This is a genomic window from Geodermatophilus sp. URMC 61, assembly GCF_052931555.1.
This window is the reverse complement of record NZ_JBRFHZ010000002.1, coordinates 3,867,144-3,889,927: the sequence shown is the minus strand read 5'-3', so window position 1 is coordinate 3,889,927 and position 22,784 is coordinate 3,867,144. Positions and strand designations below refer to the sequence as shown.

Below are 22,784 nucleotides of genomic sequence, written 5' to 3'. Positions count from 1 at the left end.
TCCCAGGGCCTCAGCCGTCGCGCGGTCGCCGGTGGCGCAGCGGCACCACGTACCAGGCCGCCACCCCCAGCGCGACGACGAAGGCGCAGCAGGCGAGGGCCGGCCACCGGCCGAGGACGACGTCGAGCACGAGCAGCACCGCCGCCGCGATGCCCAGCAGGAGCAGCGCCAGGCCCACCAGCAGCGCGGCGTCGGCGAAGGCGACCAGCTCCTGCTTGCGCCGCTGCCGGAACAGCGTGCGGTGGAAGGAGACCGGCGCGATCAGCACCAGCGTCGCGGTCGCGGTGCTGAGCAGGGTGACCGCGTAGACCGTCGTCCCGAAGCCGCCGAGCTCGTCGAAGCGGGCGCTGAACGGCAGGGTGAGCAGGAAGGCGAAGAGGATCTGCACGCCGGTGATCGCCACCCGGATCTCCTGCAGCAGCTCGGCGAGGTTGCGGTCGAGCACCTCCTCGGGCGTCTCGCCGCGGGCGACGGCCGCCCCGGCCACGTCGGACCGTTTCCGCACCACCCGCCTGCGGTACCGCGACGAGCAGGACCCGACACGCGGCCCGACACGCGCAGACACCGCGGAGGCAGGGATGGCGCACGACGAGGACCCGGACACCGTCCGCCGGGAGTTCCAGGACGCGGTGAACATGTCCCCCGCCGAGCTGGAGCGCTGGCTGGAGACCGAGGAGTCGCAGTCGGTCGGGCAGAAGGAGGACGGGTCCGGAGAGTCCACCGGCCACGCCGAGGGGCGCCGGATCGTGGAGCTGCTGCGCACGAAGAAGGCGGACCTGACCGACGACGACCTCGCCCACATGCGCAAGGTGCACGGCTACGTCGCCCGCCACCTGGCCCAGCGGCCGGCGAAGGAGGACGTCGAGCACTCCAGGTGGCGCTACTCCCTGATGAACTGGGGCCACGATCCCCTGAAGAAGGACCAGAGCTAGCCCATGGGCCGACGGCGCCGGAACGACCCCGCCCAGTACGACGAGCTGGCCGACCGGTGGTGGGAGGGCTCCGGTGAGTTCGCCGCGCTGCACTGGCTGGCCGCGTCGCGGGCCGAGCACGTCCCGCCGGCGCCCGGCCCGGACGCGGTGCTGGTCGACCTGGCCTGCGGTGGCGGCCTCATGGCGCCGTACGTCGCCCGGCTCGGCTACCGGCACGTCGGCGTCGACCTCGGCACGCCGGGCCTCCGGGTGGCCCGTGAGCACGGCGTCCTGGTGGTGCGCGGGTCGGTGCTCGCCGTCCCGCTGGCCGACGGGTGCGCCGACGTCGTGGTGGCCGGGGAGATCCTCGAGCACGTCGAGGACGACGTGGGCGTGCTCGCCGAGTGTGCCCGCCTGCTGCGCCCCGGCGGCACGCTGGTCGTCGACGCACTGGCGGCCACCCGGATCGGTCGCTTCCTCATGGTCACCGTGGCCGAGCGGCTCCCCGGCGGTCCGCCGCCCGGCATCCACGACCCCGCGCTGTTCGTCGACCGCGCCCGCCTGCTGGCCGCCGCGGACGCGCTCGGCCTCGACCTCCGGCTGGTCGGGCTGCGGCCCTCCTTCCGCGACGCGCTGGCGTGGAAGCTGGGCCGGCGGGCCGCGGTGCGCATGAAGCCGGTCCGGTCCACCGCCGTCCTCTTCGCCGGCTACGGCAGGCGCCGGGAGGAGGAGCGAAGGAGCGGCGCAGCGGACCCGGCGCCCGTACGGTCGGGGCCATGAGCGCCCGTGAGCTGCGCCGATGAGCGCCGTCCTGACCGGTGCCGGTCGCGCCCTGCCCACGACGATCGACCAGGACGCGGCCTGGGACGGTTTCTTCGCCGACCACTACGCCGGTGTCCGCGCGGCGCGGCGGGTCTTCGCCGGCTCCGGCGTGCGCCGCCGGCACGCGGTGGCCAACCCGCTCGACGAGGACATCAGCGGGTGGAGCACCGGCGCGCGGATGCAGCGCTACGTGCAGGAGGCCCTGCCGCTGGGCAAGCAGGCGGTCGCCGCCGCCCTCGACGACGCCGGCCTGGCGCCGGGGGACGTCGGCCTGTTCGCCGTCGCCACCTGCACCGGCTACGCCACCCCCGGCCTGGACATCCGGCTGGCCAGCGACCTCGGCATGCCGCCGGGGCTGCAGCGGCTGCTGGTCGGGCACATGGGCTGCTACGCCGCCGTCCCGGGCCTGGCCGCCGTCGGCGACTACGTGACCGCCCGGTCCCGCCCGGCCGTCCTGCTGTGCTGCGAGCTGACCAGCCTGCACGTGCAGCCGCCGGTGCGCGAGCTCGACCAGGTCGTCGCGCACGCGCTGTTCTCCGACGCGGCCGCCGCCGTCGTCCTGCAGCCCGGGCGGGCGGGGCGGGGGCAGGGCCGGCGGCTGGCCGGGGTGGTGGCCCGCACCGACCCCTCGACCGCCGACCACATGACCTGGGACGTCACCGACCTGGGTTTCCGCATGGGGCTCTCGCCGCGGGTGCCCGACGTGCTCTCCCGGCACGTCGGCGATGTCGTCCAGGAGCTGCTCACCGGCGCGGGGCTGCGGATCGAGGACGTCGCCGGCTGGGCGGTGCACCCCGGTGGCCCGCGGATCCTCGACGTCGTCCGCGACCACCTGGGGCTGGCCGAGGAGCAGCTGGCCGCCTCCCGGCACGTGCTGGCCGAGCACGGCAACTGCTCCTCGGCGACGGTGCTGCTGGTGCTGGAGGAGCTCGCCGACGTCGACGGCCCGGTCGTGGCGATGGCGTTCGGCCCCGGGCTCACGCTCTACGCGGCTCTGTTGCTGCCCTCCTGAGTGCCGCGAGTCTGGTGACCACTGCTGGTAGTGGCTACGGTGTGTGAAGGAGGTCACTCTACGGAGGGGGAGCCCGTGGAGTCGGGCAACGGTGCCGTTCGCGTGTTCCTCGTCGACGACCACGAGGTCGTGCGGCGTGGAGTGGCAGAGGTCCTGGAGGAGGACCCGGTCATCAGCGTCGTCGGTGAGGCCGGCTCGGTCGCCGAGGCCCTCGCCCGGGTACCGGCCGTGCGGCCGGACGTCACCGTCGTGGACATGCGCCTGCCCGACGGGGACGGCGCGGAGGTCTGCCGCAAGCTGCGCGAGCGGGTGCCGGGCCTGCGCTGCCTGGTGCTGACCAGCTTCCCCGACGAGGACGCCGTGGCCGCCGCCGTCGCCGCCGGGGCCTCGGGCTACGTGCTCAAGCAGGTGCGCGGCTCGGCGCTGGTCACCGCCGTCCGGACCGTCGCCGACGGCGGCACGCTCTTCGACCGGGACATCGGGATCTCGGCCTCCGCCGTGCGCCGCCGTCCGGCCGAGCGGGACCGCCGGCTGGCCGTGCTCACCGAGCAGGAGCGCACGGTGCTGCGGCTGATCGGCGAGGGCCTGACCAACCGTCAGATCGGCGCGCGCATGGGCCTGGCCGAGAAGACGGTGAAGAACTACACCAGCCACCTGCTGGCCAAGCTGGGTCTCGAGCGGCGCACCCAGGCCGCGATCCTCGCCACCGAGCTGCGCGACCGCCCCGACTGAACGTCCTCCCCGGGAAGGACCCCGCTCTCCTCACCCCTCGCACGCTCGGGGCGAGCCTCCGAGCGGGGCCATCTGGGCTCACGGTGAGCCTCTGGAAGGGGCCGGCGGGACCGCGCAGGGAGGCCGGCTCACTCCCGGCGCGGCATCGGCACCGACCAGCGGATCTGCGTGCCCTTCGGTCCGGTCGTCGTGGTCAGCCGGCCGCCGTGCCGCTCGGCGCGGTCGGCCAGGTTGGTCAGTCCGCTGCGCACGGAGACCGCGGGCAGCCCGATCCCGTTGTCGGTGACCACGACGCGCACCTCGGCGTCGACGGTCACCGTGACCGTCACCCGGGTGGCCTGCGCGTGCCGCACGACGTTGGTCACCAGCTCGCGGACGACGGCGATGACGTCGGGCAGCAGCGCGGGCGGCAGGTCCTCGTCCCCGCGCAGCCGCACGTCCGGGCGCAGCCCCTGCCCGCCGGTGATCGAGCGGACGATGTCGACGATGCGGGTGCGGACGGCGTCGGGCGAGGCGTCGTCCGCCTCGTGCAGCTCGAAGATCGCCGAGCGGATGCGGGCGATGGTGCCGTCGAGCTCGTCGACCCGCTCGGCCAGCGCCGCCGCCGTCTCGGGCAGTTGCTCCTCCAGCGAGCGGCTCACCCGGTCCAGGGCCAGGCCGGTGGCGAAGATCCGCTGGACGACGTGGTCGTGCAGGTCCCGGGCGATCCGGTCACGGTCGGCCTGCACCTGCAGCCGCCGCTCGCGCTGCTGGCTGCGGGCCAGCTCGAGGGCCACCGACGCCTGTGCGGCGAAGGCGGAGGCCAACTCGAGGGTGTCGGGCGCGAAGGGCTCCCGCCCGCGCCGCCGCATCGCCACCACCGTGCCCAGGGCTGGCCGCCCACCCAGCGGGATCATCAGTGTGGGCCCGAAGCGCTGGGTCAGCTCGTCGATCACCTCGGCGCGCTGGCCCCCGGTCGCGGCGTTGTGGACGTCGGTGAGGAGCAGTGGCGTGCCGGTGCTGTGCGCCCTGCCCAGCTGGGTGTCGGTCAGGGGCAGGCGCACGCCCTCGGCGTACTCGTTGTCCGCGCCGACGGCGACGACGACGGTGAGGGCGTTCTCGTCGTCGGGGCTGGGGACCAGCACGCCGGCCGCGTCGGCCGAGGCCAGGTCCGCGACCTGCTCGCCGATGCTGCGCAGCACCGTGTCGGGGTCGGCGCCGGAGAGCAGCGCGGTCGCGATGTCGGTGCCGGCCTGGGCCCACGCGCGGCGGTGCTCCGCGCGCTCGACGAGCTCGGCGTTGCCGATCGCCAGGCCGGCGGCGGCGGCCAGCCCGACCGCCGCGGCCTCGTCGGCAGCGGTGAACGCGTCGACGTGCTCGACGGTGAGGAAGAGGTGACCGAACACCGCGTCCCGCACCCGGACGGGGACCCCGAGGAACGAGTGCATCGGCGGGTGACCGGGTGGGAAGCCGATCGCCTCCGGGTGCGTGGTGAGGTCCGCCAGCCGCAGCGGCTCCGGGCGCTGCAACAGCAGGCCGAGGACCCCGATCCCCGCGGGCAGCCGGCCGATCCGCTCCAGCGTGGCGGCGTCCATGCCCACGACGACGAAGCGCTCGAAACCGGTGCCGGTGTCGTCGAGGACGCCGAGCGCGCCGTACGTGGCACCGGTGGTCTCGACGGCCGCCTGCAGGATCCCGTGCAGCGTGCTGTCGACCTGAGCGCTGTGCACCGTGGGCGGGCTGCCCAGGACGGACACCTCGGCGGACGGCAGGCCGGGCCCCCCGGCACCGGGCGGGGTCACGGCCCGGTCGTCGGAGTGCTCCTGGGGGAGTGGTGGGGACGTGGTGATCCGGACCTCCGTCACGCGCCGCGGGCGAGGCGGCGGGTCGGCTGCCGGGGGACGGCGGGGCGCAGCAGGGTCTTGCCCCGGCCGCTGACCATCACCAGGTCGGCACCGCGGGTGGCGCTGCTGAGCGCATCGAAGACCGGCCGCTCGAGGACGGCGGTGCGGACGCGGCCGGTGACGCCGGTCTCGGCGATGGCCCGCAGCACCTGGGCCTCTAGCCGTTCCAGCGCGACGACGCTCGTGCGCCGGCCCGCGCGGGACACGCCGGGGATGGCGTCGTCGCCGTCCTCGTCGACCACCCAGACGGCGACCACGGTGGCCTCCCGGCGGGCGGCCTCCCGCAGCGCCCAGACGAGGGCGCCGTGCGCGGCCGGCGAGCCGTCGACGTCGACGAGCAACCAGGGGTTCTGCCGTCGCGGCAGCAGCGGGGTGAGTCGCATCGGCTCGACCCGGCGATCGCCGCGCGCGTCGTCCGCGGCGGGGTCCGCGGCGGTGCGCGGCCGATCCTGTTCCGGCTCGTCCCTGAACCGGTGCGCGTCGTCCATGTGGCGATCGTGTACCGGCCCGTTGCGGGGCGGCAGGGACCAAGGACCCGCGTCGGCCCAGGTCACGGCGTTACTCATCCGTTCCGGTCGGTGACTGAGTGTGTCACAGCGGACCGTGACGATCCGGATACGGAACTCCGGGGGTCCGTCCCGAGCACGACCGTCGCGTCGCGCTCCTCGTCGCGGACCACGGCCGCGCGCAACCCGCCGGCCCGTACCGCGGTGGCGGTGAGCGGCGCCTGGCGGGCGCTGGTCTCGACCAGCAGGGTGCCGCCGGGCGCCAGCCAGGACCGCGCGTCGGCGGCGACCCGGCGCTGCAGGTCGGTGCCGTCGGGACCGCCGTCGAGCGCGGCACGCGGCTCGGCGTCGCGCGCCTCGGGCGGCATCAGCGCCACCGCCGCGCTGGGTACGTAGGGGGCGTTGACCGCCAGCAGGTCGACCCGGCCGCGCAGCGCGGCCGGCAGCGCTGCGTAGAGGTCGCCCTGGTGCACCCGGCCGCCGGCCGGCTCGAGGTTGCGCCGGGCGCAGCGGACGGCGACCGGGTCGACGTCGGCCGCGTGCAGCTCGACCGGACCCAGCGCGGCGGCCACGGCGAGTCCGACCGCGCCGGAGCCGCAGCACAGGTCGACGACCACCGGGGTGCCGGGAGCGGAGCGCAGCAGCGCCACCGCCTGCTCGACCAGCAGCGCGGTCCGCTGCCGCGGCACGAAGACGCCGGGCCCGACCGCGACGCGCAGGCCGCAGAACCGGGCCCAGCCGAGGACCGTCTCCAGCGGTTCGCCGGTCACCCGGCGGTCCACCATCGCGGCGAGGTGCGCCGGGCCGCTGGCCGCGGCCACCAGCTCGGCGGCCTCCTCCTCGGCGAACACGCAGCCGGCCGCCCGCAGTCGCGCGACGAGGGGGGCCGGGTGCCGGGACAGGACGTCGTCCGGCGACGGTGGCACGGGCGCCCGCCCCCTCCCGACTCCGGCTGCCCGCGAGGGTACGGCCGGACGGGAACGTGCATGGGGGGCACGCCCGCGGGGCAGGGAGATCGTGCGCGAGCCACGCCGCGCGACCGGCGACAGGGAGCCGACCATGCCGACATCCGACCCACGACCTCCCGGCGAGGACCGTTCCGGCGGCGATCGACCCAGCGCCCGGGGACGCCGGGGGAGGGTCGTCGTCGTCGCCACCTTCATCGCCGGGCTGGCGATCGTGCTGGCGGTCCTGCTGGGGGTCCCGCGCTGCGGCCAGGAGGTGCAGGACAACGGGTCGACCGCCGACGCCCCGGCGGTCGTCGAGCAGGCCGTCGCGCAGGTGGACCGGGCGTAGCACCCCGACCGCGAGGGCGGCGGCGTACCCGTCAGCAGGGGTACGCCGAGGCTCTCGGTGCGGATGCGGTCAGAGGGTGAAGCCGGCGCGGTCGATCTTGCGGTGGTAGCGGGTGCCGAGCCCGCCGCCGAGCACCGCGCCGAGCAACGAGACCAGCGCGGCGGCGACGCCGGCGACGACACCGGCGGTGGTGGCGGTGCTGCCGCTGACCGGGATGCTCGGCAGGTTCAGCTGGGAGAGCACGTTGTACTGCGCGCCCAGCACCACGCCGAGGATGCCCAGCACGACGACGACCAGCAGGCCGATGAGCCACACGGCCAGACCCTGCCGGGCCCCGTCGAAGCGGGCCATCCGGCCGGCCACGTAGCCGCCGGCGAGGTAGGCCAGGAAGAGCACGACGAGCAGCGCGATGCCGCCGGTGAGGCCGATGGTGGTGGCCTGCGCCGTCGCCTGCTGCGCGGCCTCGTCCGCGGTGTCCACCTGGGTGAGGCCGAAGGCGACACCGCCCGCCGAGAGGACGGCGAGCAGCAGCACGGCCAGGCCGTTGGCCGACAGCCAACCGAAGAAGGCGGCGCCCCACTTGATGCCGCCGTAGCGGGCGTGCTGGGCGTCGACGGCGTCCCGGGCGGCCCCGCGGGTGGCGCGCGCGCCGTCCGGTGCGGCCGGGCGGGCCGCCGCGGTGGGGGCCCCGAGGTCGGTGCGGGTGCGGTCGGGCTCGGTCATCGCGTCTCCTCGTGGACGACACAGGGCCCGGCTCGGTTCCCGGTCGCCTGCGCGGCAAACGGGACGTGACCTGATCGTGTCATGGCCGACCAGGGAGAACGCACCCGATCGACCGGTCGTGCAGCCCGGAGGCGGAAGAGCGGGTGACGAGAATCGAACTCGCACTGTCAGCTTGGGAAGCTGATGTTCTGCCATTGAACTACACCCGCGGAGTGCGGCCCCGAGCTTACCGGAGCGCCCCGTCGGAGGGGAGCGGGGGGCCGCCGACGCGGATGACGACGGTGGTGCCGGCGGGGCTGGGCGTCGCGGTGATCTCCCCGACGGCGCTCATCAGCATCGAGCCGCGGCCACGGTCCATGCTCGGCACCCGCTCCCGCCACCGGCCGTAGTCACGGACCGCGACCTCCACCCGGCCGCCCACGACCTCGGCGCCGACGTCGATGACCCGCTCGGCGGGGTCCTGGGCGTGCTCGATGGCGTTCGTGGCCGCCTCGCAGGCGGCCAGGACCAGGTCGTAGGCGAGGTCCTCGTCCAGGCCGGCCTCGACGAACAGTGCCCGCAGCCGCCGGCGCAGCGCCGGGACGGACCGGGGGTCGGACGGGAAGCGCCAGTGTCGGCGGACGGCGGTGCCCACGGGGGCGACCGGGTCCGGCGTCGCCTGGCCCCCGGTGGACGGCGCGGTCGCGGGCGGGGTCGCCGGCGAGCGCGGGCGGGGCGGCACCACGGGAGCGGCGTCCCCGCCGGCCGCGGCGGTGCCGGGCTGCGGAGCGGGGGGCGCGGGACGGGTGCCCCCGGCCGTGCGCCCGGCGGCGCGCTCCAGGACCGCGCGCAGGCGCCCGAGGAGCTCGGCGGACTCGAACGGCTTGGCCAGGTAGTCGTCCACCCCGGCGTCGAAGCCCTCGACCGCGGCCTCCTGGCCGGCCCGGGCGGTGAGCATGACCACCGGGACGTCCCGCACGGCAGGGTCGGCCCGCAGGGCGCGCAGCAGGTCGAAGCCGTCGAGCCCCGGCATCATCACGTCGGTCACGACGACGTCGGGCCGCGCGGCCGCGATGCTCTCCAGCGCCTCCTGGCCGTTGGTCGCCGTCCGGACCGTCCAGACCGGGGACAACAGCCGGGTCAGGTAGGCGCGCATGTCGGCGTTGTCGTCGACGACCAGCACGCTGGTGCCGGGGGTGGTGGCCGGCGTCCGCGGGCCCGCGGCGTCCGGGACGTCGTCCCACGGTGTGACCACCCCGCCGCGCGAGGACGCCGACGGGACGGCGGGGGCGCCGGTCGGGGCGTCCGGCGCGCCGAAGGGCACCCGCACCGTGAAGGTGCTGCCGGTGCCCGGCTCGCTGGTGGCGCTGACCTCGCCGCCGTGGAGGGTGACCAGCTCGCGGACGAGGGCCAGGCCCAGCCCACTGCCCTCCCGGCTGCGCGCGGCGGTGCTTCCCCCGCGGTGGAACCGCTCGAACAGGTGCGGCACCTCCGCGGCGGGTATGCCCACGCCGGTGTCGGCCACCGTCAGCACCAGGTCGTCGCCGTCGGCCCGCAGGGCGACGTCGATGCCGCCGACGAAGGTGTACTTCAGCGCGTTGGCGACCAGGTTGAGGACGACCTTCTCCCACATCCGCGGGTCGACGTAGGCCGGCCGGTCCAGCGGCGGGCAGTCGACGGTGAGCCGCAGGCCGGCGCGCTCGGCGGCGGCCCGCAGCACCCCGGCCAGCTCGGCGGTGAAGGCGGCGACGTCGGTCTCCACCCGCGCCGCGGAGGCGCGGCCGGCCTCGATGCTGACGAACTCCAGCAGGTCGTTGACCAGCCGCTGCAGGCGCTGGCCGTTGCGCTGCGCCAGGTCCAGCGACTCGCGGACGCCGGAGGGCAGCGCGGGCCCGTGCTCGGCGAGGGTGTCGGCGATCGGGCCGAGCAGCAGGGTCAGCGGGGTGCGCAGTTCGTGGCTGACGTTGGCGAAGAACGCCGTCTTTGCCTGGTCCAGCTCCGCCAGCGCCTCGGCCCGGGCGCGCTCCTCGGCATAGGCGCGGGCGTTGCGGACGGCGGCGGCGAACTGGCCGGCGAGCAGCTCGTGGAAGGAGCGGTGCTCCTCGTCGAGCGCGCGGTTGGGGTTCACGCCGACCACGAGCGCGCCCACGCCGTCGCCGTCCGGGCCGCCGAGCGGGAGGACGACGGCCTCGGTGACGGTGTCCCCGAAGGGCCCGCCGGGAACGCCCAGGCCGACGACGGGCAGGGGGCGCAGCTCGTCGGGCGAGGCGGCGACCTCGGGCAGCTGTCCGGGCGCGCACCCGACGACCGCGGCGCGGCGGAGCCCGGGTGTGCCGGGGGTGGTGAGGTAGACGGCGGCGAACGGCACGTCGAGCGGGTCGCCGGCCAGCGCGGTGGTCATCGCCGCCACCGTCGCGGTCTCGTCGAGCAGTTCACCGGTCGACGTCGCGACGTCGTGCAGCAGCCGCTGCCGACGCTCGGCCAGCACCTGGCGGGTCACCTCGGTGCAGACCGCGTGCATGCCCGCGACGCGGCCGTCGTCGCCGTAGGCGGGCGCGTGGGAGACGGTGAAGTAGGTCTCCTCGCGGTAGCCGGCGCGCTCGAGCAGCAGGAGCAGCTGCGGGAGCCAGGACGCCTCGCGGGCGGCCATCGCGTGCTCCACCGGCTCCTGCAGCGCCGCCCATCCCTCGGCGAGGGTCACCCGCAGGTCGTCGCCGATTGCGCCGGGGTGCTTGGTGCCGATCAGCGTCGCGTAGGCGTCGTTGTAGAACTGCGTGTAGCCCGGCCCCCAGGCCAGGATCATCGGGAACCGCGAGACCAGCACCGTGCGGACGGCGTGCCGCAGGCTGGCCGGCCAGGCCTCGACCGGGCCCACCGGCGTGGTGGACCAGTCGAAGGCGGCCATCAGCCGGCCGTTCTCGCCGCCGTCACCGAAGAGCTCGTCGTCCGCGTGGGCCGGGGACGGACGGGCGACTGTGCTCACGTAGCGGCGCACCTCCCCGTGCTGGTCTTCTGCCCCCGCCGACGCGGCCCGGACACGCGTCGGTCCCGGTCCTCGGCCGAGCCGGGCGCCGGGACCGAACGGTACCCCGCGGTTCAGCGGCGCATCGCCCCGAGGAAGCCGGTCGCCTCCGAGCGCAACCGCTCGGCGAGCTGGGACAACCCGGTGACGTCCTGACCGCCGGGGCCCAGGGACGCCGAGCCGTCGACCGCGGCGGCGATGCCGTCGACCACGCCGTTCATCTCGGTGACCGTCGTCCCCACCCGCGTCATGACCGCGGCGACCTCCTCGCAGGCGGCCCGGATCTGCTCGACCTGGGCGGTGACCCGCTCGGTGGCCCGGCCGGTCTGGTCGGCGAGGTCCTTGACCTCCGAGGCCACGACGGCGAAGCCCTTGCCCGCCTCGCCGGCCCGGGCCGCCTCGATGGTCGCGTTGAGCGCCAGCAGCCGGGTCTGGGCGGCGACGGAGTCGATCAGCGCGATGACCTCCCGGATCTCGGCCGCCGACCGGGTGAGCGCGCTCATCGTCTCCTGCGCCGTGGACGCCTGGGCGCTCGCCGCCGAGGCCGCCTGGGCCAGCCCGGACGCGGACGCGCTCATCTCCGTCGACGCGGTGGCCACCTGCTCCGACGTCGAGAGGACGACGGTCTCGAACTCGTCGGCCAGCCGCAGGCGGGCGCTGGTGGCCTCGGTGACCCGGCCCGCGGTCTCTCGCATCGCGTCCCGGGCGGCATTGATGTCGGTCGCGCCCTTGCGGTAGGCACCGGCCAGGCCGCCGGTGAGCACCGAGCGGTGGAAGCGTCCCGCCGCGGCCGACGTCAGCGCGGCCGAGGACTCCCGCACGAAGGCGTCGGAGACGTCGAGCACGTGGTTCACGGCGTCGTTGAGCGCCTGCAGCTCCGGCACGTCGGCCGCGCCCGCCGTCGGGCGGCTGCGGGCCTCCAGGTCGCCCCGGGCGGCCGCCTGGCAGGTCCGGGTCAGCTGCTGCACGAAGGTGCGGTATGCCGCCAGCTCCTCGGCGTCGCCGAGCCGCCCGCCCTCGGACCGTCTGCGGATGCCCACGTCAGCGCTCCTCTCGCGCGATGACCGACCAGACGAACTCCTCGTACGAGCCGGCCTCCGCCGCGACCAGCTCGTCGAGCAGCCGGGAGGAGGCGGCCACGGCGGCCTTGGCCGTGGGGTGGCGTCGCTCCTCCTCGACCAGCCGCTGGTACAGCGGGGTGATCGTGCGGATCGCGCCGGGTGAGGGACGGCGCCGGTTGGAGTGGTAGCCGACGACCGCGCCGTCGGGGGAGTAGGACGGCGTGACGTGTGCGAGCACCCAGTAGTGCGCGCCGTCGGCAGCCAGGTTGTCGATGTAGGCGAACAGCTCCCGCCCCTCGGAGAGGGTCTGCCACAGCAGCGCGAAGACCGCGCGGGGCATCTCCGGATGACGGATCAGGTTGTGCGGCCGGCCGATCACGTCGTCCAGCTCGTACCGGCTGATCCGCAGGAAGACGTCGTTGGCGTACGTGATCACGCCACGGAGGTCGGTCTTGGAGACGATCAGCTCGTCCGGGGCGAACGTGCGCGCCTCCCCGGTCGGTACGACGCCCCGGCCGGCTCCCCGTGGGGCCGCCCGGTCCTGGATCTCGAGCAAGGGTCCTCCGCGCTTCCCGACGGTCTCGTCCTCCTCTCATCGGCAGGAGGAGAGCGTGGTCCAGTCGGGCGGCACCGGGTCCTGCGTCACCTCCGGCGGCGCCCGCCGGCCGGTTCGCCCGGAGTGGTGAGCGGGCGCGGTCCCTAGACTCCGCCGCATGCTGCTGTCCGACCGCGACATCACGGCCGCGATCTCCGAGGGTCGCCTGGGCATCGAGCCCTACGACAAGGCGCTGGTGCAGCCCTCGAGCATCGACGTCCGGCTGGACCGCTTCTTCCGCGTCTTCAACAACGCGCGCTACACCCACATCGACCCCGCGCAGCAGCAGGACGACCTCACCACGCTGGTCGAGCCCGACGGCGACGAGCCGTTCGTGCTGCACCCGGGTGAGTTCGTCCTCGGCTCGACGCTCGAGGTCGTCACCATCCCCGACGACATGGCAGCGAGGCTGGAGGGGAAATCGAGTCTAGGGCGTCTCGGACTGCTCACCCACTCGACGGCCGGTTTCGTCGACCCGGGCTTCTCCGGGCACATCACGCTCGAGCTGTCCAACGTGGCGAACCTGCCGATCACGCTGTGGCCTGGCATGAAGATCGGCCAGCTGTGCCTGTTCCGGCTGACCACCCCGGCCGAGCACCCGTACGGCTCGGCGATCTACGGCTCCCGCTACCAGGACCAGCGCGGCCCGACGCCCTCGCGGTCGTTCCGCAACTTCACCCGCGCGGAGACGCGGCGTCCGGCTCCCTGACCGCTCCGGCCGCCTCACGGGCGGCCACCTCGTCGTCGACGAAGCGCTGCCGGGTGGCCAGCCAGCCGGTGGCCGTGAGCGCCACGACGCCGGCGAGCGCGACCACGAACATGCCGGCGTAGCTGCCGGTGGCACCGAGCAGGACGCCGACCAACAGCGGTCCGGTCCCGGCGAGCACGTACCCCCACCCCTGGACGACGGTGGACAGGGCCGCGGTGGTCTCCGGCGTGCGGGCGCGCAGGCCGATGAGCGCGAGCACCATCGCGAAGGTGCTCATGCCGATCGCGAGCAGGCTCATCCACAGCCACGGCACGGTCCGCGGGGCCAGCATCAGCCCGAGCCAGCCGGCGACGTAGCAGGTGGCGAAGAGGAGCAGCAGCGGCCGCTGCAGGCGCGAGCGCACCGACAGCGGCGGGACGACGGCGTTGAGCGGCACGACGACCACCGTGTTCACCCCGAGCAGCAGCCCGGCCGTCGCGGCGTCCAGCCCCGAGCCGCGCAGGTACTGCGCGGTCCAGCCGAGGATGACGTAGGCCTGCATCGCCTGGAAGCCGAAGAAGGCCGCGAGTGCGACCGCCGTGGGGCTGCGCACCAGCGAGCGCATCGGCAGCGCCGTGTGCGCCGTCCGCGAGGCACCCGGCCGTGGCCGCACCGCCAGCCACGGCAGCGCCGCCACCAGTGCGGGCACCGCCCAGATCGCGAGGCTCCAGCGCCAGCCGTCGGCCCCGGCGGCCTGCGCGATCGGCGCGGCCGACACCGAGGCCACCGCCCCGCCGGTGGCCATGGCCGTGCTGTAGGCGCCCACGAGCAACCCGGTGCGCGACGGGAAGTGCCGCTTCACCAGGCTGGGCAGCAGCACGTTGCCCAGGGCGCCGCCGACCATCGCGAGCACGGTGCCGGCGACGAAGAGCCAGAACGCCCCGGCCACCGCTCGCAGGACCAGGCCCGCGGCCATCGCCAGCAGCGCGCCGGCCAGCACGTGCCCGTCGCGGAACCGCGCGGCCAGCGGGGGCCCGGCGAAGCCGATGACGGCGAAGCAGATCACCGGCAGGCTGGTCACCAGCCCGGTGAGGCCGCTGGAGATGCCCAGCCCGGACTGGATCTCCTGCAGCACCGGACCGATGCTGTTGACCGCCGTCCGCAGGTTCAGCCCGGTGAGGACGATCGCCGTCCCGACGAGCAGCAGCCCCCGGCGGGGGGAGGCGGGGACGTCGGAGCTGGCCACCCGACGATGGTCCCTCTCCCGTGCGCGCCGGCCGGCCCCGGGGTCGGCCCGCCGGCCGTTGCCCGCCCCCGCGACGACGACGGCGCGTGCCCCCGGGGAGGGGACACGCGCCGTCGTCGACGGGGTCCTCTGCTACTGCGCGCCGTGCTCCGTCGCCGCGGAGCCGGTGCCGGCCACGTCGTCGTCCTTGCGGCCGACGTCCGCGCCGTGCTCGGTGCCCGGCGTGCCGACCGGGGCGAGCGAGCGCAGCAGGATCTGGCTGACGTCGAGGACCTCGACGTGCTCGCCGGCCTCACCGTTCTGCTTCTTGGTCGTCAGCGCGTCGCTGAGCATCGTGATGCAGAACGGGCAGGCGGTGGAGATGACGTCCGGATCGAGGTCGAGCGCCTCCTCGGTGCGCTCCATGTTGATCCGCTTGCCGATCTTCTCCTCCATCCACATGCGGGCACCGCCGGCGCCGCAGCAGAAGCCGCGGTCCTTGCAGCGGTGCATCTCCTGGGTGGAGAGGCCCTGGACGGACTCGAGGATCTCCCGCGGCGGCGTGTAGACCTTGTTGTGCCGGCCGAGGAAGCACGGGTCGTGGTAGGTGACCTTGCGGTCGACCGGCGTGACCGGGGTCAGCCGGCCCTCCTCCACCAACTGGTTGAGCAGCTGGGTGTGGTGGACGACCTCGTACTCACCGCCGACCTGCGGGTACTCCCGGCCCAGCGAGTTGAAGCAGTGCGGGCAGGTGGTGACGATCTTGCGCATGCCCGGCACGCGGCCCTCGAAGACGCCGTTGAGGGTCTCGACGTTCTCCTGGGCCAGCATCTGGAAGACGAACTCGTTGCCCATCCGGCGGGCCGGGTCGCCGGAGCAGGTCTCCCCGGAACCCAGGACGGCGAACTCGACCCCGGCGGTGTGCAGCAGCTCCGCGACGGCCTTGGTGACCTTCTTGGCACGGTCGTCGATGGCGCCGGCGCAGCCGACCCAGAACAGGTACTCGACGTCGAGCGGCAGCGGGCCGTCGGCCTGCCGGACCTCGAAGTCCAGCTCCTTCATCCAGTCCTCGCGGGTGCTGGGGCTGACGCCCCAGGGGTTGCCGCGGTTCTCCAGGTTGCGCAGCATCACGCCGGCCTCGGAGGGGAAGTTGGACTCGATGAGCACCTGGTAGCGGCGCATGTCGTCGATGTGGTCGATGTGCTCGATGTCGACCGGGCACTGCTCGACGCAGGCACCGCAGTTGGTGCAACTCCACAGCACGTCGGGGTCGATGACCCCGCCCTCCTCGAGGGTGCCGACGAGCGGGCGGTGGGCCTGTGCGTCGTTGGTGCCCTCGATGCGGGCGTAACCCGAGGCCCAGACCTGCTCGTCGCTCGGCTTGAGGATGTCGTAGTCGGGTGCGGTCTCCGACGCGGTCTTCTCGCCGAGCAGGTAGGGGGCCTTGGCGTACAGGTGGTCCCGCAGGTCCATGATCACCATCTTGGGGCTGAGCGGCTTGCCCGTGTTCCACGCCGGGCACTGGCTCTGGCACCGCCCGCACTCGGTGCAGGTGGTGAAGTCGAGCATCCCCTTCCAGGTGAAGTCCTCGATCTTGCCGCGGCCGAAGATGGCGTCCTCGTCGGGGTCCTCGAAGTCGATCGGCTCGCCGCCCGAGGTCATCGGCGGCAGCGGGCCCAGGGCGGGGGCGCCGCTCGTGCCCTCGCGCTTGAAGTAGATGTTGAAGAAGGCGCTGAACCGGTGCCACGCGACGCCCATGTTGAGCAGCCGCGAGACCACGACCAGCCAGACCAGCGACGCAACGATCTTGACGAAGGCGATGACGCTGACCAGGTCGGGGTTGGCCGGGAACAGGTTCGACAGCGCGCTCGAGGCCGGGTGCGACCAGGTCGGGGCCTCGACCAGGCCCGCCGAGATCTTGGCCGCGCGGATGCTCAGGATGCAGACGCCGACGATGAGGACGATCGCCTCGACGAAGTAGCCGCGGCCCTCGTTCGAGCCGGCGAAGCGGCTCTTGCGGCCCTGGCGGCGCGGGTGGTCGAGCTGGCGGCGGACGATCAGGTACAGGATGCCCAGCACCGTGCCGGTGCCGATGACGTCGACGAACAGGTTCCACAGCCCCCACTCGCCGATCAGCGGCAGGTGGAAGGCGGGGTTCCACACCTCACCGAAGGCCTCGACGAGGGTGAGGAACAGGCCGTAGAAGCCCAGGAACACGAACCAGTGCGCGACCCCGATCGACGACCACTTCAGCATCCGGGTGTGCCCGAGCGACTCCACGACCAGCGTCTTCAGCCGCGGGCCGACCGGCCGGGTGCGCGTGCTGTCCGGCTGACCGGTCCTGATGATGCGGATCATGGCCCGCACCGCCCGGTAGGCGAACACCACGGACACGATCAGGAAGAGCACGCTGATCGTCCCGAGGACGATCTGCAAGGGGCCCATCGAACATCCCTCCCGGACGCCACGGGGCGTCGGTTGATCCCCCGCCCGCCACGACGGCGGGTGGACTCGCCGCCGTCGCGCGGACCGCGCGTGGGCACCTGTGCCCGCGCGCGTCGGACGATAGCTGTCGGGCGCACAGGCTACTCGTCGGTAACCACCTTGCCGCGGCGCCCGCGCGCCCGCCGTCCGCGGAAGGAGAGGGCGCCCGTCCCCGTCACCGCGGACCCCTCCGTGCGTCTGCCGACCCGCTGCTGCAGCACGAGGACGGCGATCCGACGGGCAGGGCGGCGATGACCTCAGCGGGTGCGCGCGGTCCCGCGTGCCCGCGGGATCGCCGTGAAGGACCGGGACGCTGGTCCGGGTACGGCGAGCGCTGCGCGCAGTCGCCGCTCCATCGTCGGCCAGCGGTCCTGGAGGTCGGGGTCGGCGATCCGGACGACCCGGATGTCGAGCGCACGCAGCTCGTCCTCGCGGCGCTTCTCCCCCACAGCACCTGTTCCGGGGTACGGCCGCGCCAGGAGGTCGCGTACTTCACCTGCCCGTCGAACTCGACGGCGACGGCCGCGTCGTCGAACCATGCGTCGACCACCGCGACCAGGTGCCCCGCCGTCCGGATCTACACCTGCAGCTCCGGTCTCGGGAGGCCAGCGCCCATGATGCGCAACCGGCCGCGGGTCTCCAGCGGCGACTCCGCCCGCCCGTCGGCCAGCTCCACCGCCCGCTGCGCCCGGGGCGCACCGGGCCAGTGGCGGACGGCGTCGACGGCCCGCTGGAGGTCGGCCAGCATCGTCCGCTCGGTCAGCAGTCCGGCGTCCATTGCGACGACGGCGTCCTCGACACTCCCCTCGCGCGCGCAGTCGACCAGGGTGCGCGTCGCCGAGGTCACCGGCACCGGGCCGGCACGCCAGTGGTCGGTCGGCGCGACGGGGGCGCAGGTCATGAGGTAGCCCTGTCCGCGTCGCCACTGGTGTGGATCGGTGAGCCGGACGGTCTGATCCGCCGTCCGAGGTGTCGGCAACTCCCAGAGCCGGGCCGCGGAGCTGTGGCTCACCAGCGCCGTCGGCCGGGCCAGGCTCGCCAGTACGGCGAGGCAGTCGACGTCGAAGCGGCGTCCCGCCCGTTCGCTGGCTGCGAGATCCCCTGCGGTGACCAGCACGCCCCGCCGCAGGCGCACCCACGAGCCCGACCGGCAGAGGGCGGATCTCGCCGTGGTCGTAGCCGGCACGCCGCGCTTCAGCGGTGGTGACTACGCCCAGGCGGGTCTCGGCACGGGCGCGGAGGGTCGGGTGCACGCGACGATGCTGCGGGCCGGGTGGTCACGACGGTCGGCTCGTCGCTGGGGTGGGGACGGTGCCGCTCTTTGTGGATGCCGGCGTCAACGCGTGTCGGCGGACCCGTGTTGGAGCGTGGGACGGCGACCCGGTGCCGAGCTGATCATCAACGACGAGACCGGACACCCGGGAACACTTCCGCCGGGGGTGCCGTTAGGGTGGGCAGGAAAGTTGAGTGGACCCCGCGCAAGGCGGACACCGACTCCCCGCACAGACAAGTACACCCCGGAACACACGGAAGAGAGGCCAGCTCCATGGCTCGAGCGGTCGGTATCGACCTCGGCACCACGAACTCCGTCGTCACCGTCCTCGAGGGCGGCGAGCCGACGGTCATCGCCAACTCCGAGGGCTCACGCACCACGCCGTCGGTCGTCGCGTTCGCCAAGAACGGTGAGGTCCTCGTCGGCCAGTCGGCGAAGAACCAGGCGGTCACCAACGTCGACCGCACCATCCGGTCGGTCAAGCGCCACATGGGCACCGACTGGAAGTCGCCCGAGATCGACGGCAAGCGCTACACCCCGCAGGAGATCAGCGCCCGCATCCTGCAGAAGCTGAAGCGGGACGCCGAGACCTACCTGGGCGAGCCGGTGACCGACGCGGTCATCACCGTCCCCGCCTACTTCGAGGACGCGCAGCGCCAGGCCACCAAGGAGGCCGGCGAGATCGCGGGCCTCAACGTCCTGCGCATCGTCAACGAGCCGACCGCGGCCGCGCTGGCCTACGGCCTGGACAAGGGCGAGACCGAGCAGACGATCCTCGTCTTCGACCTCGGTGGTGGCACCTTCGACGTCTCGCTGCTGGAGATCGGCGAGGGCGTCATCGAGGTGAAGGCCACCGCCGGTGACAACCACCTCGGTGGTGACGACTGGGACGAGCGGGTCGTCAAGCACCTGGTGCAGACGTTCAACGCGCAGAACGGCATCGACCTGTCGAAGGACAAGCTGGCCATGCAGCGGCTCCGCGAGGCCGCCGAGAAGGCCAAGATCGAGCTGTCCGGCGCGCAGTCGACCAACGTCAACCTGCCCTACATCACCGCCGGCGCCGAGGGCCCGCTGCACCTGGACGTCACGATCACCCGTGCCGAGTTCCAGCGGCTGACCCAGGACCTGCTCGACCGCGCCCGCGCGCCGTTCAACCAGGCGATCCGCGACGCCGGCATCTCCGTCGGCCAGATCAACCACGTCGTCCTGGTGGGTGGCTCGACCCGCATGCCGGCCGTCACCGACCTGGTCCGCGAGCTGACCGGCGGCAAGGAGCCGAACAAGGGAGTCAACCCCGACGAGGTCGTCGCCGTCGGTGCCGCGCTGCAGGCCGGCGTCCTGCGCGGTGAGGTCAAGGACGTCCTGCTGCTCGACGTCACCCCGCTGTCCCTCGGCATCGAGACCAAGGGCGGGATCATGACCAAGCTCATCGAGCGCAACACCACGATCCCGACCAAGCGCTCGGAGATCTTCACGACGGCCGACGACAACCAGCCGTCCGTGCAGATCCAGGTCTTCCAGGGCGAGCGCGAGATGGCGGCCTACAACAAGAAGCTCGGCATGTTCGAGCTGACCGGTCTGCCGCCGGCGCCGCGCGGCGTCCCGCAGATCGAGGTGGCCTTCGACATCGATGCGAACGGCATCGTGCACGTGTCCGCCAAGGACCTCGGCACGGGCAAGGAGCAGTCGATGACCATCACCGGTGGCTCGGCCCTCCCCAAGGAGGACATCGAGCGGATGATGAAGGACGCCGAGGCGCACGCCGAGGAGGACAAGCGCCGCCGCGAGGAGGCCGAGACCCGCAACCTCGCCGAGTCGCTGCAGTACCAGACCGAGAAGTTCCTGGCCGAGAACGGTGACAAGATCCCGGCCGACAAGAAGGAGGAGCTCGGCGAGGCCCTCACCGAGCTGCGCTCGGCCCTCGGCGGCTCGGACATCTCGGCGATCAAGTCGGCCCAGGAGAAGGTCGCCCGGGTCTCCCAGGAGGTCGGCGGGGCGCTCTACGCCCAGCAGGCCGAGGCGGGAGCCGGCGCCGCGGGTGCCGGTGCTCCCGGTGACGCCGGCACGCCCGGTGGTGCGACCGGTGCCACCGCGTCGGACGACGACGTGGTCGACGCCGAGATCATCGACGAGGACAACGATCGCCGATGACGGACAGGGAAGAGGAGCCGCAGGTCGTCATCCGCGACAAGCGGCGCATCGACCCGACCAGTGGCACCGTGCGGGTGCCGGCCGGTGAGCAGCCGGCCGGCGCCCGCCCGGGCGTACACCCAGCAGGGGAGCAGATGAGCGAGCACGAGGCCACCGTCGACGGCGGACAGCCGACGGTGGTGGACGACGACCTGTCCCGCCAGCTGGCGGAGCGGACCGAGGACCTCCAGCGGGTCACCGCCGAGTACGCGAACTACCGGCGGCGGGTGGACCGGGACCGTCAGCTCGTGGTGGACCAGGCCGCCGAGCGGTTCGCCACCCAGCTGTTCCCGATCGTCGACGACATCGAGCGGGCCCGGGACCACGGCGACCTGACCGGCGCGTTCAAGGTCGTGGCCGACCGCGTCCTGGGGCTGCTCGACGGCCTGGGCGTGGAGGCCTTCGGCGTGGCCGGTGACCCGTTCGACCCGGCGCTGCACGAGGCGGTCATCCACGACACCTCGGCCGAGGTCGACGTCCCCACCGCGACGACGGTGCTGCGGCAGGGCTTCCGCCGCGGCGACCGCGTGCTGCGGACGGCGATGGTCGCGGTCACCGACCCGGAGAGCCCGCTCGCGGCCGCGCCCGCCGAGGGCGTGACCGACGGGACCGCTCCCGCGCAGCCGGGCGAGGGCCCGGCGGCCGACTGAGCCGGAGAGGGGGCGCCCGATGAGCACCCGGGACTTCATCGAGAAGGACTACTACGCCGCTCTGGGCGTCGCCCAGGACGCCGACGCGGCGGCCATCAAGAAGGCCTACCGCCAGCTGGCCCGTGACCTGCACCCGGACAAGAACCCGGGCAACACGGACGCGGAGGCCCGGTTCAAGGAGGTCTCCGAGGCCTACGACGTCCTCTCCGACCCCAAGCGGCGGGCCGAGTACGACGAGGCCCGCCGGCTGTTCGGGTCCGGAGGAGCGGGCGCCCGGGCCGGCTTCCCCGGCGGGTTCCCCGGTGGGGCGGGCGGCGGCCAGGCGTTCGACCTCGGCGACCTCTTCGGCACCGCCACCGGCGGGCGCGCCGGTGGCGGCGCCGGTGGGCTCGGTGACCTGTTCGGCGGCCTCTTCGGGGGTGGCGGGGCCGGTGCCGGCTCGGCGCGGGCGCGCAGCCAGGCCGCGTCCGGCCCGGCCCGCGGGCAGGACGTCGAGACCGAGGCGACCCTCTCGTTCGAGGAGGCCGTCCTCGGCGTGACGGTGCCGCTGCGGATGCAGAGCCCGGGTACCTGCCCGACCTGCCACGGCAGCGGCGCCCGGCCCGGCACCGCCCCGCACACCTGCCCGGTGTGCCAGGGCGCCGGGGTGACCAGCCGCAGCCAGGGGGCGTTCGCCTTCTCCGAGCCGTGCCGCAACTGCCGCGGCACCGGCCAGGTCGTCGACGACCCCTGCCCGACCTGCGCGGGCAACGGCGTCACCACCCAGACCCGCACGATCACCGTGCGGATCCCGGCCGGCGTCAAGGACGGCCAGCGCATCCGGCTGGCCGGCAAGGGTGCCCCCGGGCGGCGCGGCGGCCCGGCCGGCGACCTGTTCGTCGTCGTCCACGTGTCCGAGCACGAGCTGTTCGGCCGCAAGGGCAACGACCTGACGCTCACCGTGCCGATCACCTTCGCCGAGGCCGCCCTCGGGGCCACGCTGACCGTGCCCACGCTCGACGGCAACGTCACGCTCAAGGTCCCCGCGGGGACGGCGAGCGGCCAGACGCTGCGGGTCCGTGGGCGCGGAGTCCCGGGCAAGGGCCGGTCCGGTGACCTGCTGGTGACCGTCGAGGTGGCGGTGCCCAAGCGGCTCACACCCGCCGCGCAGGACGCCGTCAAGGTGCTCGAGGCCGAGCTCGGCGACCCGCGGCCGCGGATCACCGCCGCGGTGCAGCAGGGAGGCGCGCGGTGAGTCTCCCGACCGACGGCCTCCGCGAGCAGGCCGACTCGGGGCGCGCCGTCGCCGACGACGCGCCGGTCTTCGTCATCTCGGTCGCCGCCGAGCTGGCCGGCATGCACGCCCAGACGCTGCGGCAGTACGACCGGCTGGGGCTGGTCAGCCCCGGCCGGACCCGCGGCGGTGGCCGGCGGTACAGCCCGCGCGACGTCGCGCTGCTCCGCGAGGTGCAGCGGCTCTCCCAGGAGGACGGCGTCAACCTGGCCGGCATCAAGCGGATCATCGACCTGGAGTCGCAGGTCGAGGCGCTGCAGCAGCGGGTGCAGGAGCTCCTCACCGAGCTCGAGCTCGCCGAGAGCCGGGCGGTGGCGGCCGAGTCCGCCGTGCGGGCCGGCTACGGCCGCGACCTGGTGCCGCTGCGCCCCTCCACCTCGGCGCTGGTCGTCTGGCGGCCCCGGGACGCGAGGTGACCGAGCGTGCGAGGACGCCCATGAGCAGAGCACCCCACGGCAG

At 74.2% G+C, this 22,784-nt stretch carries 22 protein-coding genes and 1 tRNA gene; 10 read left to right on the top strand and 13 right to left on the bottom strand.

Annotated elements, in window-relative coordinates:
• Positions 1-10 precede the first annotated feature (10 nt).
• Complete coding sequence (locus ACU610_RS18170; protein ID WP_446769095.1) at positions 11-508, bottom strand: DUF6328 family protein; 498 nt, start codon at positions 506-508, stop codon at positions 11-13.
• A gap of 70 nt (positions 509-578) precedes the next feature.
• Here ACU610_RS18170 and ACU610_RS18165 point away from each other — a divergent pair, with 70 nt between their 5' ends.
• The 4 genes from ACU610_RS18165 (at position 579) to ACU610_RS18150 (ending at position 3,477) form a co-directional block, all read left to right on the top strand.
• Positions 579-932 (top strand): DUF3140 domain-containing protein, encoded by a 354-nt coding sequence (locus tag ACU610_RS18165; RefSeq protein WP_446769094.1) that lies wholly within the window; start codon positions 579-581, stop codon positions 930-932.
• Between the two features lie 3 nt (positions 933-935).
• A complete protein-coding gene (locus ACU610_RS18160; RefSeq protein WP_446769093.1) occupies positions 936-1,691 on the top strand; it encodes a methyltransferase domain-containing protein in 756 nt (251 codons plus the stop codon).
• Positions 1,692-1,710: 19 nt separating this feature from the next.
• Positions 1,711-2,745 carry a type III polyketide synthase gene (locus tag ACU610_RS18155; protein WP_446769092.1) on the top strand — a complete coding sequence of 345 codons (1,035 nt, stop codon included), beginning with the start codon at positions 1,711-1,713 and terminating at the stop codon, positions 2,743-2,745.
• A 75-nt stretch (positions 2,746-2,820) separates the two neighbouring features.
• Positions 2,821-3,477: a response regulator gene (locus ACU610_RS18150; RefSeq protein WP_446769091.1), complete on the top strand. Its 657-nt coding sequence runs from the start codon at positions 2,821-2,823 to the stop codon at positions 3,475-3,477.
• Between the two features lie 128 nt (positions 3,478-3,605).
• On the opposite strand, the gene ACU610_RS18145 is transcribed toward ACU610_RS18150, so the two are convergent.
• The 3 genes from ACU610_RS18145 to ACU610_RS18135 form a co-directional block, all read right to left on the bottom strand.
• On the bottom strand, positions 3,606-5,258 hold the full coding sequence (locus ACU610_RS18145) for a GAF domain-containing protein (protein ID WP_446769090.1): 1,653 nt from the start codon (positions 5,256-5,258) through the stop codon (positions 3,606-3,608).
• A 59-nt stretch (positions 5,259-5,317) separates the two neighbouring features.
• Positions 5,318-5,848 (bottom strand): universal stress protein, encoded by a 531-nt coding sequence (locus tag ACU610_RS18140; RefSeq protein ID WP_446769089.1) that lies wholly within the window; start codon positions 5,846-5,848, stop codon positions 5,318-5,320.
• A gap of 74 nt (positions 5,849-5,922) precedes the next feature.
• Entirely contained in the window at positions 5,923-6,792 is an 870-nt protein-coding gene (locus ACU610_RS18135; RefSeq protein WP_446769088.1) for a putative protein N(5)-glutamine methyltransferase, read from the bottom strand.
• Positions 6,793-6,925: 133 nt separating this feature from the next.
• Between ACU610_RS18135 and ACU610_RS18130 the strand changes: the two genes are divergently transcribed.
• The gene (locus ACU610_RS18130; RefSeq protein ID WP_446769087.1) at positions 6,926-7,162 is read left to right on the top strand and encodes a hypothetical protein; all 237 of its coding nucleotides are present in this window, start codon (positions 6,926-6,928) and stop codon (positions 7,160-7,162) included.
• Between the two features lie 69 nt (positions 7,163-7,231).
• On the opposite strand, the gene ACU610_RS18125 is transcribed toward ACU610_RS18130, so the two are convergent.
• From ACU610_RS18125 to ACU610_RS18105, 5 genes are all read right to left on the bottom strand, one after another.
• Complete coding sequence (locus ACU610_RS18125) at positions 7,232-7,885, bottom strand: hypothetical protein (RefSeq protein ID WP_446769086.1); 654 nt, start codon at positions 7,883-7,885, stop codon at positions 7,232-7,234.
• Positions 7,886-8,023: 138 nt separating this feature from the next.
• Positions 8,024-8,094 (bottom strand) — tRNA-Gly (locus ACU610_RS18120).
• Positions 8,095-8,111: 17 nt separating this feature from the next.
• Complete coding sequence (locus ACU610_RS18115) at positions 8,112-10,847, bottom strand: ATP-binding protein (protein WP_446769085.1); 2,736 nt, start codon at positions 10,845-10,847, stop codon at positions 8,112-8,114.
• A 113-nt stretch (positions 10,848-10,960) separates the two neighbouring features.
• A complete protein-coding gene (locus ACU610_RS18110) occupies positions 10,961-11,926 on the bottom strand; it encodes a methyl-accepting chemotaxis protein (protein WP_446769084.1) in 966 nt (321 codons plus the stop codon).
• Between the two features lies 1 nt (position 11,927).
• The gene (locus ACU610_RS18105; RefSeq protein WP_446769083.1) at positions 11,928-12,503 is read right to left on the bottom strand and encodes a PAS domain-containing protein; all 576 of its coding nucleotides are present in this window, start codon (positions 12,501-12,503) and stop codon (positions 11,928-11,930) included.
• A gap of 157 nt (positions 12,504-12,660) precedes the next feature.
• On the opposite strand from ACU610_RS18105, the gene dcd reads away from it, so the two are divergent.
• Complete coding sequence (gene dcd, locus ACU610_RS18100) at positions 12,661-13,251, top strand: dCTP deaminase (RefSeq protein ID WP_446769082.1); 591 nt, start codon at positions 12,661-12,663, stop codon at positions 13,249-13,251.
• Here the strand turns inward: dcd and ACU610_RS18095 are convergent.
• The 4 genes from ACU610_RS18095 to ACU610_RS18080 all read right to left on the bottom strand — a co-directional run bounded on the left by ACU610_RS18095 (position 13,217) and on the right by ACU610_RS18080 (position 18,074).
• On the bottom strand, positions 13,217-14,476 hold the full coding sequence (locus ACU610_RS18095; protein ID WP_446769081.1) for an MFS transporter: 1,260 nt from the start codon (positions 14,474-14,476) through the stop codon (positions 13,217-13,219). The genes dcd and ACU610_RS18095 overlap by 35 nt on opposite strands.
• A 132-nt stretch (positions 14,477-14,608) precedes the next feature.
• Positions 14,609-16,900 carry a (Fe-S)-binding protein gene (locus ACU610_RS18090; RefSeq protein ID WP_446769080.1) on the bottom strand — a complete coding sequence of 764 codons (2,292 nt, stop codon included), beginning with the start codon at positions 16,898-16,900 and terminating at the stop codon, positions 14,609-14,611.
• 296 nt (positions 16,901-17,196) lie between these two features.
• Entirely contained in the window at positions 17,197-17,388 is a 192-nt protein-coding gene (locus tag ACU610_RS18085; RefSeq protein ID WP_446769079.1) for a hypothetical protein, read from the bottom strand.
• Between the two features lie 128 nt (positions 17,389-17,516).
• Positions 17,517-18,074 (bottom strand): hypothetical protein, encoded by a 558-nt coding sequence (locus ACU610_RS18080; protein WP_446769078.1) that lies wholly within the window; start codon positions 18,072-18,074, stop codon positions 17,517-17,519.
• Positions 18,075-18,485: 411 nt separating this feature from the next.
• Between ACU610_RS18080 and dnaK the strand changes: the two genes are divergently transcribed.
• The 4 genes from dnaK to ACU610_RS18060 are packed head-to-tail and all read left to right on the top strand — an operon-like array spanning position 18,486 to position 22,741.
• Positions 18,486-20,363, top strand: a complete 1,878-nt coding sequence (gene dnaK / locus ACU610_RS18075; protein WP_446769077.1) for a molecular chaperone DnaK — start codon at positions 18,486-18,488, stop codon at positions 20,361-20,363.
• Positions 20,360-21,052 carry a nucleotide exchange factor GrpE gene (gene grpE / locus ACU610_RS18070; RefSeq protein WP_446769076.1) on the top strand — a complete coding sequence of 231 codons (693 nt, stop codon included), beginning with the start codon at positions 20,360-20,362 and terminating at the stop codon, positions 21,050-21,052. Before dnaK ends, grpE begins: the two co-directional genes overlap by 4 nt.
• Before the next feature lie 19 nt (positions 21,053-21,071).
• Positions 21,072-22,286, top strand: a complete 1,215-nt coding sequence (gene dnaJ, locus ACU610_RS18065; protein WP_446769075.1) for a molecular chaperone DnaJ — start codon at positions 21,072-21,074, stop codon at positions 22,284-22,286.
• Positions 22,283-22,741, top strand: coding sequence for a heat shock protein transcriptional repressor HspR (locus ACU610_RS18060; protein ID WP_446769074.1), 459 nt, complete (start codon positions 22,283-22,285; stop codon positions 22,739-22,741). The genes dnaJ and ACU610_RS18060 overlap by 4 nt, the downstream gene beginning before the upstream one ends.
• Positions 22,742-22,784: the final 43 nt, after the last annotated feature.